Below are 16,985 nucleotides of genomic sequence, written 5' to 3' on the forward strand. Positions count from 1 at the left end.
GCTACACAGAAGCTAATGTTGAATGTTCGCGTACAAAATTTTCTAACAGTTCTACGGCTTTGTCATTTCCTCCGGCAAGGGTGAAGGTGTTCTGAACTTCCCTGGCGGCTTCCCTGTATTTAGGATTTTCCAGCAATTCAAAAACGGTTTCACGAAGCGCATCTACACGCAGTCTCTTGTACCGGATGCTGATTCCGCAGCCTGCCTGCTCGATCAGTTTGGCAATATGGAAATGATCGTAAGCAATAGGTGTGATCAGCATCGGTAATCCGTTACGGAAAGTATCGTTTACCGTATTGAAGCCACCGTGGCAGATCACCATGTCCATTTGCTGCATCACTGCTGATTGGGGAACAAAGCTGTTTACGATAAAATTATCCGGCCATTCTTCAAAGATTTCCGGTGGAGTAGCGGCAATCACTGTAACCGGCTGGTCTTTAAATGCAGCAATGATCTTTTCAAAAAAGGCCTTTCTGATGTCTACCAGCAGCGTTCCCAATGATACAAATATCTTCGGAGTGGTGGAAGCGTTCAGTTTATCCCAGTCGAATGGGGCATCGTTCGGGCGACCCTTTACCGGCCCTACAAATTTCATATGAGGCGGAACGGTTTCAAATCCGGCAAAAGCCTGTGAAGTAAATACCATATTCAGTTTGTGGGAATGGATGTAAATGCCTTCCTCATGAATGCCTACTTCTTTTTGCAGGTCTTTGATCAGTTTTTGCTGCCATTCCCAGATCTTAGGGGCACTTTTTTCCGTATCTCCCATCACATCCGGTGGAACCGGAGTAGTCGTTACACAGGGAATATTGTTTTTATGGGCGAAAAGAGCGCCTCCGAAAGTGATACAGTCATTCACGATCACATCAGGCATCCAGCTTTCTGTTAGACGGGTTAATCCCGGCATCATCATTTTAGCGAAAGGAACATAGGTTTCTTCCAGTGCCAGCTTCATCACTTCAGGTCCTGAGCATGCCGGTCCGTCATCCTGTCTTTTTAAAATACGGGCAATTTCCTCCTGATAGGGAATAAGGTCTTCTTCCGGATAGAAATAAGAGCCTCCTTCAGGAATATGCTTACTGTCTAAAGGCGTAATTCCGAACCATTTTACTTCGTGGCCCCGGGCAATCAGACTGGCTCCCACACTTAAAGTAGGGCTCACATGTCCGAAAAACGGAGGAACTACGAATAAAAACTTAGAGGGCTTTTCAGGTTTTGAAGCCTTTGCAATAGCCTGTTCCAATAAAGTGGCTGCCGTAGCTGTGCCTCCTGCCTCTGCAAAAGATTGTCCCACTTTCTGAGCGGCTTCACGGTAGCCCGGGTTATTTAAGATCTGCTGTACAGCTTCTCTCAGGTGATTGGCTTTAAACCTGTTAAAATTCAGGCGCTCACCTGCTTCTGTACGTACCACACGTCCTGCAACGTGTGACTGGTCATAGGCAATCGGGATCACCACCAAAGGGATCCCGTTGGATAAGGTTTCAGAAACCGTATTGTGGCCGCCGTGGCACACCACACCGTCAAGATGAGGGAGCAGATCCAGCTGGGGAATCTGCTGATATACCATAAAGTTTTCCGGCCACTGCTCAAAAAGCTGTGGATCAGAAACCACTACAACGGTTAAATCTTCGTCTTTAAAGGCATCAATGACCTTCTGGAAGAATGCTTTTTTATGATCGTGATCGAAAGTAGTTCCGATGCTTACTAAAATCTTTTTGTTGGCGGCATTTTTCAATCTGTCCCAATCGAATTCACAAGAGATGCGTCTTTCGGTAAGAACAGGCCCCGTGAACTGATATTGAGACGGAAGATCTTCCATTTCACCAAAAAAATGACCGGAGGTTAGCACAAGCGTTAGCAGGTCTGAAGTGGCCAGAGAACGTTCCTCATGGAAACCAAGCTCTTTTTGTAATCCGATGATCTGATTGACCTGCCATTCATGTACTTTTGGCAGCTCATTCATGATCTTGATGGCAGCCGGGGCGGTAACAGATGTGGCGTAAGGAATTCCAAGCGCTTTTGCGGCAACCGGGGCTGCAAATAACTGGTGGTCACCGATAATTAAATCGGGCTGATATGTTTTCAGTAAAGCAACAACTCCGTTATAGCAATGTCTGTTTAGCGGGATAAGAACCTCTTCGTACAGGAACTTTACGCTGTCTATACCATATACTACTTTCTTTGAAATGATATCGAGATATTGTTCACTTTCTCTTTTTTCTTCGTCAGTCTGATCGTATTGGATCAGTAATAATTTTCCTCCTTCGGGAAGTTTAGCCTCTAACGTAGGGTCAAGGCTGATCCAGGCTACTTCATGTCCTCTTTCCAGCAAGGCAGCACCGATGCTTAAGGTAGGATTGACATGTCCTGTGAGTGGTGGAACTATAAATGCAAATTTAGCCATGGTTTTGTGTTAGGATTTTAGATAAAAATTGAGCAATCGTTTCAGCGATAAGTTGAGGTTCCTGGATAGGAATGTTGTGATCGCCCGGGATTAATTCAAGTTCAGACTGGCTGATTTGAGACTGAAGCCACTCACCGGTAGGTCTGCAGTTGGAATCAGCTCCATAAAGCAATAGGGTGGGAGCCGTTAATTCATTGAAACGGGCTTCACCAAGGAAATGCTTTTCCTTAATCATATCTGCTTTGATGCTGGTTTGGTTAAACAGAAATTCATACATACGGTGGTTCTTTTCCATTTGTCTTTTGCCCATCTGCACTTTGGTGGTATCTGTAAAGTTGGCTACATAATGCTCAAGGAATTCTTTGCTGTATTCATCAATGATGTTACGGGCTTTTTCATCCTGAGGATCCGGTGCCTCCATCACCACCAGTTGATTGATACGTTCAGGATAATCCAAAGCTGTTTTTAACGCAATCAGACCTCCGAAGCTGTAACCGACAAGGTGTACTTTTTCCAGTTGAAGGTGATCTGCTAAACCTATTAAATCGGATGACATGTTGTCAAGATCGTACCCATCCAAAAAGCGTTCACTCATACCGTGGCTTTTCAGGTCGTACATCACCACATGGAAATGTTTTGCCAGAATGGGGGCAATATTAAAATAATAAATGGACAGGTTACTGAACATACCGTGGATGAGTACCACGGTTTGTTCGGCTCCTTTGTTGAGTTCCTGTATATGAACTTGTCTGTTATTGACAGTGATTATTGGCATTCGTAGATATAATTGATGATCATACTAAGGTCAAGATTGATCAGCTGGTCAAGGTCCATGGAAGCCAGCCAGCCTGTAAAGTCGATCTGATCGCCAAAATGCGCTTTGATCTTTTCAGAGAAAGAGACAATCTCTATGCTGTCCATTTCAAGATCTTTGGTGAATGAACTTTCAGGAGTAATGTCCATCTCCTCTACAAATTCAGCACCTATCACTTCAGTAATAAAACCTTTTAATAAAGTAAAAAGTCCTTCGTGGTTCATTTTTAATGTTGCGTTTACAGTGTCCATCCGATAATATAATTTTTATGTTTAATAGTTTTGATTTCAATGTTGTTGATCCACAGGTGATCGTCTTTTATTTCTTCTACTCCGAAGGCTTTTGGATTCCCTTTCAGCCCGGTTCCCAGGAACTTTCCGTAGGCTTCTTTAGCTACCCAGAAACGGGTGGTCCATTCTGCCTGATCTTTTCCTTTTAATAAGGTTAATTCTTTGTCTGTAAATACAAGGTCATAGAATCCTTCGCTGCGTTCTTCCATGATTTCCATATCAATTCCTACAGATTTTCCGTATCTCGCAATTCCCACAGCATCTTTTCCTTTGTGGGCCAGTGAAATATGAATGTTTTCTGTAAAATCACTGATGAGGTAAGGTTTCCCCACTTCATCGGAACGGATTTCAAACGTGATCGGGAAGCAGGCATGATTTTTTTCTTTGCGGAGAAGATTTCTTACGGCATCCTTTACGGCCACACGGCTTACCATCCAGTTTTTCTTTTTGTTAGGCAACAGCTGTTGATGATGCTGTTTTTCCGTCTGGTTGAAATATCTTTTCAGGATAAAATCCCATGAAGCCACTCTGGTATAGGCCTGATGGAAGAAAAATACTTCAGGAGCAATCTCTTCCGAAAGGCGGTTGTGCAGCGGTGACATGGAAACATTCCATAAGGCAGCATCAATTTCCAGTCTTCTGTTCTGCCAGCCCGTAATGGCACACCATACTTTTCCGTCTCTTTTCAGAATGATATCTGCGATGGCGAATTCATCATTCAGTTCGGTCAGCATACAGGTACACTCAAAGATACCTTCCTGATCATGCATATTCCCGAAGAACTCGATATCTCTGATTTTTACAGGGAATGCAATGCGGTCTTTCACTAAAGTAAGCTGCAGCCAAAGCCCGAATAACTGTCCTGCGTTGTCCAGTAATGAACCTTTACCGCCGTTTCCTTTTATCTTTCCGATAATTCCTTTGTCTCCAACGGCTGAAACTTTAGTAATTCCCTGGTATTTTTCTCCATGGAACATGTGCATGTCATAGATTTCTTCAGGTGTTCTTTCGATGGGCAAAAGATCACCGATGGAAAGATTGAATGCTGGTGTCGGAACAGAACCCGATTTTAAAATGACTTCTGCGTTGGCAAAGTTTTCAATATCGAGATAAGCATGATTCGGTGAGCGCCATTCTCCTTTTACTGTTTTTTCGAAAGGTTTGGCAACGTTCATCCATTGGAAGACACTTACGTTCATAATCTTATGAACCTGTGTTCCGGGAATTTCCGCTTCTGCAATTTCAGCCAACTGCTCAAAAATCATCGTCATCGGGATGACCGGTTCCATATCTGCAACATGAGCCCATCCTTTTGGCTGTCTCAATAAACTGTGATCAATCAGGTAAGGATGACTTTCCAGCGTTACATACAAGTCTTTTGTGAAGGTTGTACTTCCTGGTGCTTTTGGAGCGGCCTGTTGTGCTGCAGGAGCAACCTGAGAAGGACGTGGAATTGTAATCTCCGGACGGTTCTGGAATAAAGTCAATACTTCTTCCTGCATACGGATCATATCGGCAACGTTATCCTGAAATGCCTGTACCAACGGGTGACCGCTTTTGGTTGCAATAGATGAAACGTTAGCGGTATATTGTTTTGGCGCATCAAAGGATGAAGCCAAAGCTTTTACTTCTTTAAAGTTACGGATAATAGGAGAACCTAATTCCAGCTTAATGCCTTTTCCTGTTGATTTTTTTGACTGCTGCCGGATTTCCAGAAAATCAAGAGCAATGGTTTTCCCTTCTACAAATAATGAAGCCACTACGCGTTGTAACTGCGCTAATGCAGAACGGGTAGGAACGCTGGATGCAATGGTACTGAAAGCTTTTCCTTTTAGGGTATCATCAATAAACCCGATCAGTCCGCCGGTACCGACCTGGATGAATACTCTGGCGCCCTCTTCGTATAATTTATCAGTCAGTTCACGGAAGCGGACAGGTTCAACCAAATGCTCGGCGCTCAGTTTTCTGATGGCTGCCTGATCTGCAGGGTAAGGTTCTAATGTGGTAGCGGACCACAATGGAATTTTCGTCTGCTGAAACTGCGCTTTTTCCATTCCGGCAAGGATCACATCCAGTTTATCAGCGATAAAAGGAGAATGAAACCCTGACTGGAAAGGCAGTACCTGGTGGAAAATCTGCCTGGCTTTTAACAATGGAACCAGTTCATCCAGAGCAGCATTGCTTCCGCAAAGAATCACCTGATTAGGGCAGTTGTCATTGGAAACATACAGATTTGAAATTTCATCAATAAAAGGTTTTATGGCATCGATACCTGCTCCTATAGCAATGAATTTGGAATCTTTTAATTCAAATGTCTCAGGATTCAGTACATCAATTAAAGCTTTTACAGAATTGGCTTCTGCCAGCTCAGATGAATATCCTGCCAGCCATTCTCCTAAACTGTGCCCGGCATTCATATCGGGAATAATCCCCAGTTTTTTCAATGAATTGTCAAGGATGCTACAGTTGTTGAAGATGTTTAAAGCGTCAGTTAAAAGACCTTCGCCTTCCGTTTCGATAGGCGCTGTTAATCCAAAATAACGGCTTACCGTTTCTACTTCACCTTTTGCCAGACCGTCTAAACCTGGGAATACAAAGGCTACTTTACCGCCATCCTTTAATAATGGGGTAGAAGTGTACCAGATGTCCTGTTTGTTTTTCCAGATGATATTCTTGGAAACAATTTTAATGGCTTTTTCTATTCTTGCCGGTGTTGGATCGAAAATCGCTACTCTGAAATCTCCTTCTCCAATGGCTGTTTCATTATTTTGTAATGCGGAAAGCAGTTCTTCATGCGTGGGTCTTGCCAGTATCAGTACCTGATCTTTTTTAGGCATATCATACCCTTCAAGAACAACGTGGGCATTGATTCCTCCAAATCCGAAGGCATTTACAGCGGCTACTTTTGGGAGTCCTGTTTTTGACCAGTTTTTGGCTTCCTGTACCGGTTCAAACCTTGTGTTCTGCATCTCCGAAGTAGGATTCTCACAGTACAATGTTGGCGGCAGAGTGTCATGGTGTAATGCTAAGCAGGTTTTAATTAATCCTGCAATTCCGGCAGCCGGCATCGCATGCCCGATATTGGACTTCACAGATCCGATACCTGCAGCCGGAGCAGCTTCTTCTTTTCCGAAGAACTGAGCTAACGTCTGAAGCTCTGTTTTATCGCCAAGCGGTGTTCCTGTGCCATGGGCTTCAAGGTAACCGACTTTATTTTTATCTAAATCAGCATTGATCCATGCCTGTTCCAACGCCTTCAGCTGACCTTTTACGGACGGACTCATCACACTGGTTCCGGTACCGTCACTGCTGACTCCCACACCTTTGATCACGGCATAGATTTTATCCTGATCGCGAACGGCATCTTCCAATCGTTTTAAGACGACAAAACCACAGCCTTCACCGATCAGTAAGCCATCAGCATCACTACTGAAAGGTTTAATCCGCTGCTGGCGGGACATGGCTCCCAGCTGGGCAAAAATACTCCAGAAAGCAGCATTCTGTCCTGTGTGTACTCCTCCTGCAATCATGATATCGGAACGGCCTCTCTGAAGTTCCTGCACAGCATGGTCTACAGCGATAAGTGCAGAAGCACAGGCTGCGTCTACCGTAAATGCAGCACCTCCCAGATTGAATCGGTTGGCTACAAGAGAGGCAACCAGATTGGGAATTAATCCCATGGCGGTATCTGCTGCAAAACGGCCCTTACGTTCCTGAAAAGCATGCTTTACCTTTTCAATATCGGAAGAAGAAACGTGAGGCAGCAATTCCTGCAATAATGAGGAGATCTGTTCACCGGTTCTTACAATTTCAATAGCGCGGGTAGCTCCCGGACCTGTGTAGTTTCCTTTTCCGATGATGATTCCTGTTTTTTCAAGAGAAGTATTCTTTTGGAATATGCCTGCATCTTCCAGTGCTTTCTGTACCAGATCAAGGGTAAGCAAATGGTCGGGTTCCGTTCCTTCAACAGCCAGCGGCAAAATACCGAATGCTGTGGGATCAAAAGTATAATCAGGGATAAACCCTCCACGCTGACAGTAAAAACGGTCAACGGGACTGGTCGCATCACTGAAATGAACCGGATCTATCCGGTCAGCCGGAGCCAACTCGGTAGAATCGACTTTATTGACAATATTCTGCCAAAAAGTGTTGGCATCCTGTGCCCCGGGAAAGACACAGGATAGGCCAATTACAGCAACATCTGTTTTTTTCATACTTTGTTTATGCAGAGTTTTACCAATTATTTCCTGACATGATCAGCACCTGGCTTTCAGTTCCGTATTTGATCTCATTTAAGAAGATTTCTTTCCCTTCATCCAATGGGATCATGGAAATTCCTCTGCGTTCGTATTCTGATTCAAGGGTGGAAGAAACCATTCCGGCACCTTTCCATGGTCCCCAGTTGATGGAGATTACTTTTCCTTTTAATCTTTTGTTTAAGGCATTGGCATAATCATCCAGTACACTGTTGGCAGCCGCATAGTCTGTCTGCCCTTTATTACCGTATACGGAAGCGATACTTGAGAATAATACCACGAACTGACAGTCTTCACGAAGCTGCTCTGCCAAGACGCGAAGTGGTTTCACTTTGGTATCAAATACACGTCCGAAAGAGCTTGTTGTCTTTTGTTTGAATAATTTATCTTCTAAAAGGCCCGCTCCATGGATTACTCCATCCAGACGGTCATATTTTTCATAGATATTGCTGATTAAATTGCTTAAGCCTTCTTCGTCACACAGATCCAATGATTGGTAAATGATTGTATTTCCAAGCTCTTCCATATCACGGATGGTGCGGAGAATCTGATTGTTTTTGAAAATTTTCGTTGTTTCTTTTTCAATCTCTGCCGGAGAAGTGAATTGTCCGGATCTGATCAGAAAACCTCTGATTTCCTCTTTGGTTTTCATTCCTTCAAAATCTTTTGCAGAAATTTCATTTCTCGGGTCAGCAGATCTTCCTACCAGAATGTAAGTACACGGATATGCCTGAGACATATGTTTTACCAGCTCGGCGGTAATTCCCTGTGCGCCTCCAAGTACCAATACTACAGATTTCTGATCCAGCTGAATGTGGGCTTCACTTAAACTTGTTGACAATGGAGAAGGGATAATGTCTACTTTGTGCCTCTGGTCATTTTTATAAATGATTTCAGCAGGTTTATCATTGGTAAGGATTTCCTTTAAGGTAATCTCAGCAATCTGATTTACTTCCTGAGGAGTGCTCAGACTGATCAGTCTGCAGGCTGTATTGTCAAATTCTCTTGCCAGGCTCTTGAAAAGTCCCGGATATCCCTGATGATGGCGCAATACGCTTACATCCGTAATTTCCTGAAGGTGAGCAGGAATATCTGAAATCAGGTATACCCATTTCGCTTTATCAAAATCCAGTTTTTTGATCAGATCTACATGATCGATGATGCTTGGTTTATCAGCCGCTGAGAAAAGGTCCAGCATAATTAATCCGTCAATGTCTGAAAGATTTTTTTCTGTGTCTACCAATTCTACGATGGCTCCATGTTTTTCCAGAGCTTCTTTAATTGCAGAGGTTTGTTTGCTGTTATTCTGAGTGATGGCAAAACGTTTTCCCTGCAATATTTCAATATTTTGTACTAAAGAGGCATCAGTAGGCGTAATATCAAAACGAAGACGTGAAAGTACATTTTGGGTTGGTTCTACGGCATTTGTTTCTTTTGCTTCCTGGGTAGTTTCGTTCGATTCACCATTCATTTCGCTGATCCAGCCTGCCAGACCGCGAAGTGTTTTAATGGCAGCCAGTTTTTCCATCACATCATCCGCCTGTTCAAGGTTTTGACCAAAACCGATCTTGGTTTTAAGATCACCGATGATTTCCATACGTTTAATAGAGTCAATACTCAAATCTGCTTCCAGGTCGAGATCAAGACCTAACATTTCTTTCGGATATCCTGTTTTTTCACTTACGATATTCAGAATAGCATTTTGAAGGTCTTCAAGAGAGATTGCCGGCTGGGTCTGTGTTTGTGAAACTGCTGGCTCAGCTGTTGATCCGTTTTTTTCAGCAGCAGTTGTTTCAGCCCCTGAGAACTCAGTAAGCCATGAAACAAGACCACTTAGGGTTTTTATTCCTGCTAACTGCTCCATAACGGTATCTTCACTGGTGTTTCCGTTACCCAGTGTTCCCAGTTCGTTACGAAGTGTTCCGATGATTTCTACTCTTTTGATGGAATCGATACTTAGATCCGCTTCAAGGTCCATTTCCATACCCAGCATTTCCTGAGGATATCCTGTTTTGTCACTTACCACCTGAAGTAATAAGGATTTGATATCTTTTGAAGGAGCTTGTTTCACAGCTGCAACGGCTACCGGTCTTTCCTGCTGAACAGGCTGAACCGAAATAGCAGATATTGGCTGTTGAACCGGAGTCTGTACCGGAGCATTATATACAGGAGCTGGGAATGCCTGCGGATTCTGTCCCATAAAGGAAAGCATCACATCACGCTGTGCCTGTATCATTAATTTCATGCTGTTTAAATATTCCTGCAGCATACGTTCAGCGGTAGATTGCGCTTCAGCTGCCGGTGCCTGGTGATTCGTAGTAAAATTGTTCATGGGAATAGGGTTTATAAGCGGTAATGCACCATTGGATGGCAGATTACCATGAGTTGGATGGGCAGTTTGCCCGTTTACACGCCAGATGGCAGGGCTTTTCTTGTAAAGCTCAGGTTGGTCAAGATCAATAACCTTAACGTGGCGTCCATCGAAAAGTTTACTGATATTGAAGCTTCGGCCTGTTCCTAAATATTGCGCCAGCATACAAAGCAGATGGCTGAATTTATTATGGCTGTTGTCTTCAACATATAAGGTAAGCTGGTCTTTTTCCAGACAGGATTTGGTCAATCCGGTAAGAACTTTCCCAGGTCCTACTTCGATAAATATTCTTGCTCCATCGTTATACATTGCCTGCAGCTGTTCTACAAATCTTACAGGCTGTACCAGATGATCAGTAAGTCTTTCTTTTATTTCAGATGGATTCTTAGGATATACTTCTGCTGTGGTATTGGACCATACCGGAATCTGCATTTCCCTGAAAGGAACATCTTTCAGTACTTCAGCATATAAATCCTTGGATTTTGCTAGTAACGGACTGTGGAATGCGCAGGCAACTTCAAGCTTTTTGGCCGAAATACCTTCCTGTTTAAGAACTTCCAGCAATTTATTGATCGCTTCTGTATTTCCTGCAATGACACATTGTGTAGGAGCATTAAAGTTCACCGGATAGCATCCTTCTACTTTAGCAATGATCGGTTGTAAACGTTCCGGAGTAGCGCTTGCTGCCAGCATTGATCCCGGATCCCCGCCTTCTACCGAGTCTAAAATAGACTGAGCTCTCTGAATACTTAAGTCCACCAGTTTATCTTCTCCAAATACTCCTGCAAAGCATAATGCCGGAATTTCACCGTAGCTATGGCCTGCCAGCATATCCGGGATAATGCCCAGAGATTCTAAGAATTTAGCCAATGCAAGATCAACAATTCCTAAAAGCGGTTGTGCTAAACGGGTATCTTTAATGGTTTCTTTTTGTCTTTTTACATCAGCTTCATTGAATGTTTTGGATGGGAAAACCACTTTTTCAAGTTCAGGATAATTATCAATAATCTTACGCATAGCGGGGAAGACTACGAATAAATCACGAGCCATATTGATTCTCTGGCTGCCCTGTCCAGGAAATGTGAAAGCTACTTTACCTTCTTTTTTATTTACAGTAAAAGTGTCTTTGGTTTCAATGCCCAGCAGTACCAGTTCCAGCTTCATCATCAGGTCTTCAACAGTGTCTGCCACGATGCTGAACTGGATCGGCTTTTCTGAGCTGATGCTTAAGCTGTATGCAATATCCTGTAACGGAATACCATCATTAATTTCTAATAAAGCTTTTATCTGGTCGGATTGTCCTTTTGCTTCTTCATAGGTATCTCCACGGAAAACAAACAATTCTGAAGGCCACGACTGCATTACGATTGAATCATCTTGCTTAGGATGGCTGGCAATGGCCGTGTGGAAGTTGGTTCCCCCAAATCCGAAAGCACTGATTCCAGCATAACGGTTTTTCTCTGACCATAATCCGCTTTCTGCATGGAATGCAAACGGACTGGTTTCAGCATTATAATATGCATTAGGCTGCTGAAGATGAAGGGTAGGTGGTTTTACCCCGTGATATACAGCAAGGGAGGCTTTGATCAAACCTACTAATCCTGCAGCACACTTGGTATGTCCGATCTGCGTTTTTACCGAACCTAAATGAGTCTGACCCGGTAAAGCCCCTGAGCGGCTGAACAAATTCGTTAATGCACTGAGTTCTGTTTTGTCACCTACTACCGTTCCTGTACCGTGTGCTTCTACAAGACCTACGGAAGCCGGACTTATCCCTGCCTGGGAATAGGCGCGTTCCAAGGCTCTTACCTGGCCTATTTTTCTTGGAGCAGTAAGCCCAAGTGCTTTACCATCACTGGATCCGCCGACACCTTTGATCACGGAATAGATACGGTCACCGTCACGTACAGCATCTTCATATCTTTTTAAAACAAGGATAGCAATACCTTCCCCGAGGGCAATACCGTCTGCCTCACCATCAAAAGTAGCACATCTTCCTTTTCTGGAAAGGGCATGAGTGCTGGAGAACATCAGGTAATCATTGATTCCATTGTGTAAATCTGCTCCACCTGCAAGAACCATATCAGATTTTCCCAATACAAGTTCCTGACAAGCCAGATCAATAGCAGCTAATGAAGAAGCACACGCTGCATCTACGGTAAAGTTTCTGCCGCCAAGATCCAGTCGGTTCGTAATCCTACCTGCTATAACATTGGCAAGAATACCCGGAAATGAGTCTTCTGTAGTATGTGGGAAGGCTTCTTTTACTTCTTCGTGAAGCTCTCCGAAAACCTGCTTATAATATCCTCTGAAACTATAGCTGTTGGCAAGATCATTACCGCCTTCAGCACCTATAATGACAGAAATGTTTTCTCTGTTGATTTGTTTTTCACCATACCCTGCATCTTCCATTGCACGTTTTGCAACCAATAAAGTCAGCAGTTGTGTTGGTTCAATGGCTGCTAAAGATTGTGGCGGAATTCCGAATGCCAGCGGATCAAAATCAATTTTAGGAATAAATCCTCCCCATTTGGAGTGGGATACATCAGGGCCATCAGAATCCGGATGGTAATACAGCTCTTTATTCCATCTTTCATCCGGTACTTCGGTAACGCTGTCTTTTCCTAAAATAATATTTCTCCAGTATTCCTCAAGGTTTTTAGCGCCAGGGAAGATACATTCCATTCCTACGATGGCGATGTCCAATGGTTTTTCAGTAGAAATCGGTTCTTCCGGCAATGCTGCATTCTGAACATACTCATCATTGTCCACGATACTTTGGTGAAGGGCTGCTAATGAGATCACACGGTTGTGCATCGTAGCTACCTGGCCAATCATGTACATTCCTAAGTCTAGTTGGTCATCTTTAGGAATGCTGACAAGTTGATCGCCCTGGCGTTCAATACCTTTAGCTGCAATACGTAAGCGGCCTACATTTAATTTTTCAAGCTGTTCTCATACTTCTTTTTTATCCATTCCGGCAGCCAGAAGCTTTGCTTTTTCTGTGTTGAAATAATGGGCAAATGCTGTATTTAAGCAACGGGTCTCATGTCCAGGGGCCGTTTCCAGTAAGACCGTATCTTTTGCCTGCATGGCCTGCAACTGGAATTCTTCCTGAATGGCTCCGGTTTGTACAGCTTCATGGGTGTACAGATAAGCTGTTCCCATCAATACCCCGATTTTCACTCCTCTTGCGGCTAATGGTGCTGCCATAATGGATACAAACGCTGTTGAAAATGCGTCATGAATTCCTCCGGTAAAAAAGACACTGATATCTTCCGGGTGATCCTCTTTTAAGATACGCTCAATCTGTTTTTCCCAAAGAACCGTGCTTGACAGTGGTCCTACGTGGCCTCCGCACTCGCGTCCTTCAAAAATGAAATTTTTAGCGCCTTCTTTCAGGAAAATATCCAGAAGGGCAGGAGAGGGAACATGTAAAAATGATTTTATACCTGCTTTTTCAAACACTTTGGCCTGGGCAGGTCTTCCGCCTGCAATTAAAACCACAGGAGGTTTTGCTTCTAATATATAGGAAGTCTGTTCATCTCTTAATTCCTGTGGAGCAAATCCTAAGATTCCTACACCCCAGGTTTTTTCACCAGCCAGTTTTTTGGTGTCCATTACCAGAGATTTTGCTGATTCTCCTTTTAATAAGGATAAAGCAACGAAAGGTAAAGCTCCGGCATCTGCAACTGCATTGGCGAATAAAGGAACATCACTCACACGGGTCATCGGGCCTTGAGCAATAGGATATTGCAGACCGAGATCCCGGGCTAAGGCATTTTCTTTATCAACTACCTTAAGCTTTTTTGCCTGCTTCAGGTGTCCGTGCATGGCTTCTTTAAATCCGAAAACCAGTTTTTTCAGTGTTTTAAAGTCTTCATACAGGTCTGTGGCCAGTGAAATGTCTTGTCCCATTGGGATATAGCATGTATTAAGGTCGAGACCGTAAAAGAATTTTTTCAGCTCTTCAGCAGTAGTATTTTCAGGTAAAGCGGGTGAGTTGGGTCTTACCAGTACGGGATGGTTTGCAATTACCTTAGTTTCTGTACCATTCAGTTTTGAGCATACATCTTTCAGCTCCCGGGGAACCGAACTTTCGGGGAACAGGGCCAGCTGGCTGTCCAGTACAACTCCTGTTGCTCCCAATGCTTTTGATGCCGCTGCGGTATGGGGACCTATTCCTCCCTGTACCCACGCCGGAATATTCCGGATTTCATTGATCACACGCTGGAACAATACAAACGTGGATTCATATCCTACCCGTCCGCCTGCTTCATTTCCTTTGATAATGATTCCTTCTGCTCCCGATTGTTCAGCCTGTATGGCTTCTTCCAGGCTGGTTACCTGATAAACAAGAGGCAGATTGGAAGGCGCAGACATTCCGAACGGAAGAATTGCAAATCTTACTTTTTCAGAAATCTGAAGGCCGGAGGAATTGTCGTTAGAAAAATAAATACCATACGATGGTACGTCTATCTGATCAAGTTGATGTAACGCTTCCTGGGCAGTTGTAAGCTCATCTCCTAAACTCAGGACGGGAAATGCACCCGCCTGATGCAGTTTAAGCATAAGGTTAACGTCCGGTTTTTCAAAAGGCGTTAGTCCAATAATGGTTAATTTTTTCATGGCGTGATAATTATTGAATGATAGCAAGAGTTTATAATAAAAATGCAAAGCTTTCGGTAATAAGGACTGTGCTTTTTATTATGATATAATAAAATTGGTTTTTGTCAAATAGTTAACAATATGTATTGTTTGGTGTTGATTATTTAATAATCTTCCAGTTATGGACGGGTTGTAAGTTGTGTTGGTGGCGTCCGGCTTTTCAACGGGCATTAGCCTGATTTTGGTCAAGTTTTTCATAGCATCACGGTATAGAAATAGTTAATGATATCTCATAGCAAAAAACGGATACCACTTGTTTTGATGGTGTTTTTATGTTATGAGTGAATAAAAATAATAAAACTGTATATATATATTAAATATAAATGAAATTTGATAATTATTTCTTAATAGAAAAGTATCAATTGTTCATGTGTTATTAAAATATAATTATTGTTTATTTATTCTTAGAAATATGCCGGTACAATCTTATTTACTATAATTATAAATATTTATAGTTAAAGAAATGTTAAGTAAATATAGGAATAAAAAATAAAATATTTCAAAAACAAGAGATTTGTTTTTGCTTATATTACAAAAAGATAATATAGGATGAATCAGGTTCCGAAATGTAAAAATGGCCTTTATCAATCTGATAAAACGGCAAAGCGAATTTAAATAAAATTAATCAATATATTGTGATTTAATTTGAATTATTTATGAATTTTTCCTATCTTTTTGATAAATAAACAGATAGAGAATTTTAAGAATAATTAATATATCTTTCCGGAATTCATAAAAAAACAGTAAGTGCCTGATTCACTTACTGTTTTTTTTGAGGGTGTAGCTGTTAATATTTTTTATAAATCAACTTTCTGAAAGTTATATGGCATCAATTATGTAATGCCGATCTGCAGTTGATTAGATTTTGAGATTTAAAATATACTTAATCCGTACTGTTTTGCCAGATCTAAAATCATATGGTAACCTGCCAGTGAATTACCATGCTGGTCCAAAGCAGGGCTGAATACTCCGATTCCTATTTTGCCGGGTACGCTTACCGTAATGCCGCCTCCTACACCGGATTTACTTGGCAGGCCTACTGTTCTGGAATATTCACCGCTGAACTCATACATGCCGGCTGTCAGCATCTGTGATTCCACCAATTTTGCCATATCGGCATTTTTATAGGTGGAGTCACCATCAAATCTTACACATTCATTGGCAAAGAAGTACCCGATTTTCGCAAGGTCTTCTGCAGTAAGTTCAATAGAACACTGCTTGAAATAATTGTCCAGCTGATCTTCGTTATCTGAAATCAGTCCGCTGTTTTTCATAATATAAAACATCCCGCGGTTGCGGTGTCCTGTAGATTTTTCGGATTCGTAAACAGATTTATTGTAATCTATTGAAGGGTTTTTGGTGATGTATCTTACCATGTCAAGTATTTTCAGAAATGGCTTTTCACCATCTCCTGAAATGAGGGAAGTGGTAAGAATTGCTCCCGCATTCATCATAGGATTAAGCGGTTTGCCTGTAGTTTCCAGGTTTGAAAAATGGTTGAAAGGTTTGTCGGAACCGAAATACCCCATTTTATCAAAGATATTGGTTTCTCCTTTTTCATTGACAGCCACCATTAATGATATGATTTTTGAAATGCTCTGCATTGTAAATTTCTTATGGACATCACCGGTATTGAATACTTTTCCATTTTTGTCTACCACTGAAAAAGCGATTGCTTTAGCATCCATCTTTCCAAGTTCAGGAATATAATCTGCCACTTTTCCCTGGGTGTAATAAGCTCTGTTTTTCTCCAGAATGGTGTTTAATGTTTTTTCAGAAATGGTTGAGATATCTGCTGTTTTCTGTGCATAAACAATAGTGCTTAAGGAAATAAAAGCTGCTGTACAGATTCCTTTTGCAGAAAATAAAAAGCTGTTGTTTTTCATATAGGAAGATCTTCAAATAAATGGTTTATGATAAGCCTTAAAAAACAAAGATAAAGTATTTTAATCTTGTCAGCAATTCTCATTTGCTGCACTTGCCTGTAACTGGATTGATAATGAATCATTACAGAAGAGGCAGGTATTACTGAAGTAAATGAGAAAATATTGCGACGGTATAGAACGAATTAAAAGCAGTGCTTTTTTTGCAGTTTTAAATGTGATTAATTTTAATCTAAATGTAATTTATGTAGTATAAAATAAATAAATGTGAATTTTTATTGTTGATTTTATTGTTTTTA

7 protein-coding genes are annotated in these 16,985 nt (G+C 42.1%); all 7 read right to left on the reverse strand.

Annotated features, from left to right (window positions below):
- Position 1 precedes the first annotated feature (1 nt).
- The gene (locus ACE3RB_RS00325) at positions 2 to 2,404 is read right to left on the reverse strand and encodes a glycosyltransferase (protein ID WP_374462341.1); all 2,403 of its coding nucleotides are present in this window, start codon (positions 2,402 to 2,404) and stop codon (positions 2 to 4) included.
- Positions 2,397 to 3,179: an alpha/beta fold hydrolase gene (locus tag ACE3RB_RS00330; protein WP_374462342.1), complete on the reverse strand. Its 783-nt coding sequence runs from the start codon at positions 3,177 to 3,179 to the stop codon at positions 2,397 to 2,399. Before ACE3RB_RS00330 ends, ACE3RB_RS00325 begins: the two co-directional genes overlap by 8 nt.
- On the reverse strand, positions 3,170 to 3,469 hold the full coding sequence (locus ACE3RB_RS00335) for an acyl carrier protein (RefSeq protein WP_374462343.1): 300 nt from the start codon (positions 3,467 to 3,469) through the stop codon (positions 3,170 to 3,172). Before ACE3RB_RS00335 ends, ACE3RB_RS00330 begins: the two co-directional genes overlap by 10 nt.
- Entirely contained in the window at positions 3,457 to 7,722 is a 4,266-nt protein-coding gene (locus tag ACE3RB_RS00340; RefSeq protein ID WP_374462344.1) for a beta-ketoacyl synthase N-terminal-like domain-containing protein, read from the reverse strand. Before ACE3RB_RS00340 ends, ACE3RB_RS00335 begins: the two co-directional genes overlap by 13 nt.
- 19 nt (positions 7,723 to 7,741) lie before the next feature.
- Complete coding sequence (locus ACE3RB_RS00345) at positions 7,742 to 12,979, reverse strand: SDR family NAD(P)-dependent oxidoreductase (protein WP_374462345.1); 5,238 nt, start codon at positions 12,977 to 12,979, stop codon at positions 7,742 to 7,744.
- Between the two features lie 111 nt (positions 12,980 to 13,090).
- Complete coding sequence (locus tag ACE3RB_RS00350; RefSeq protein WP_374462346.1) at positions 13,091 to 14,764, reverse strand: nitronate monooxygenase; 1,674 nt, start codon at positions 14,762 to 14,764, stop codon at positions 13,091 to 13,093.
- 911 nt (positions 14,765 to 15,675) lie between these two features.
- Complete coding sequence (gene glsA / locus ACE3RB_RS00355) at positions 15,676 to 16,689, reverse strand: glutaminase A (RefSeq protein WP_374462347.1); 1,014 nt, start codon at positions 16,687 to 16,689, stop codon at positions 15,676 to 15,678.
- Positions 16,690 to 16,985 lie beyond the last annotated feature (296 nt).

This window comes from Chryseobacterium sp. (assembly GCF_041914225.1).
Classification (GTDB): Bacteria; Bacteroidota; Bacteroidia; order Flavobacteriales; family Weeksellaceae; genus Chryseobacterium.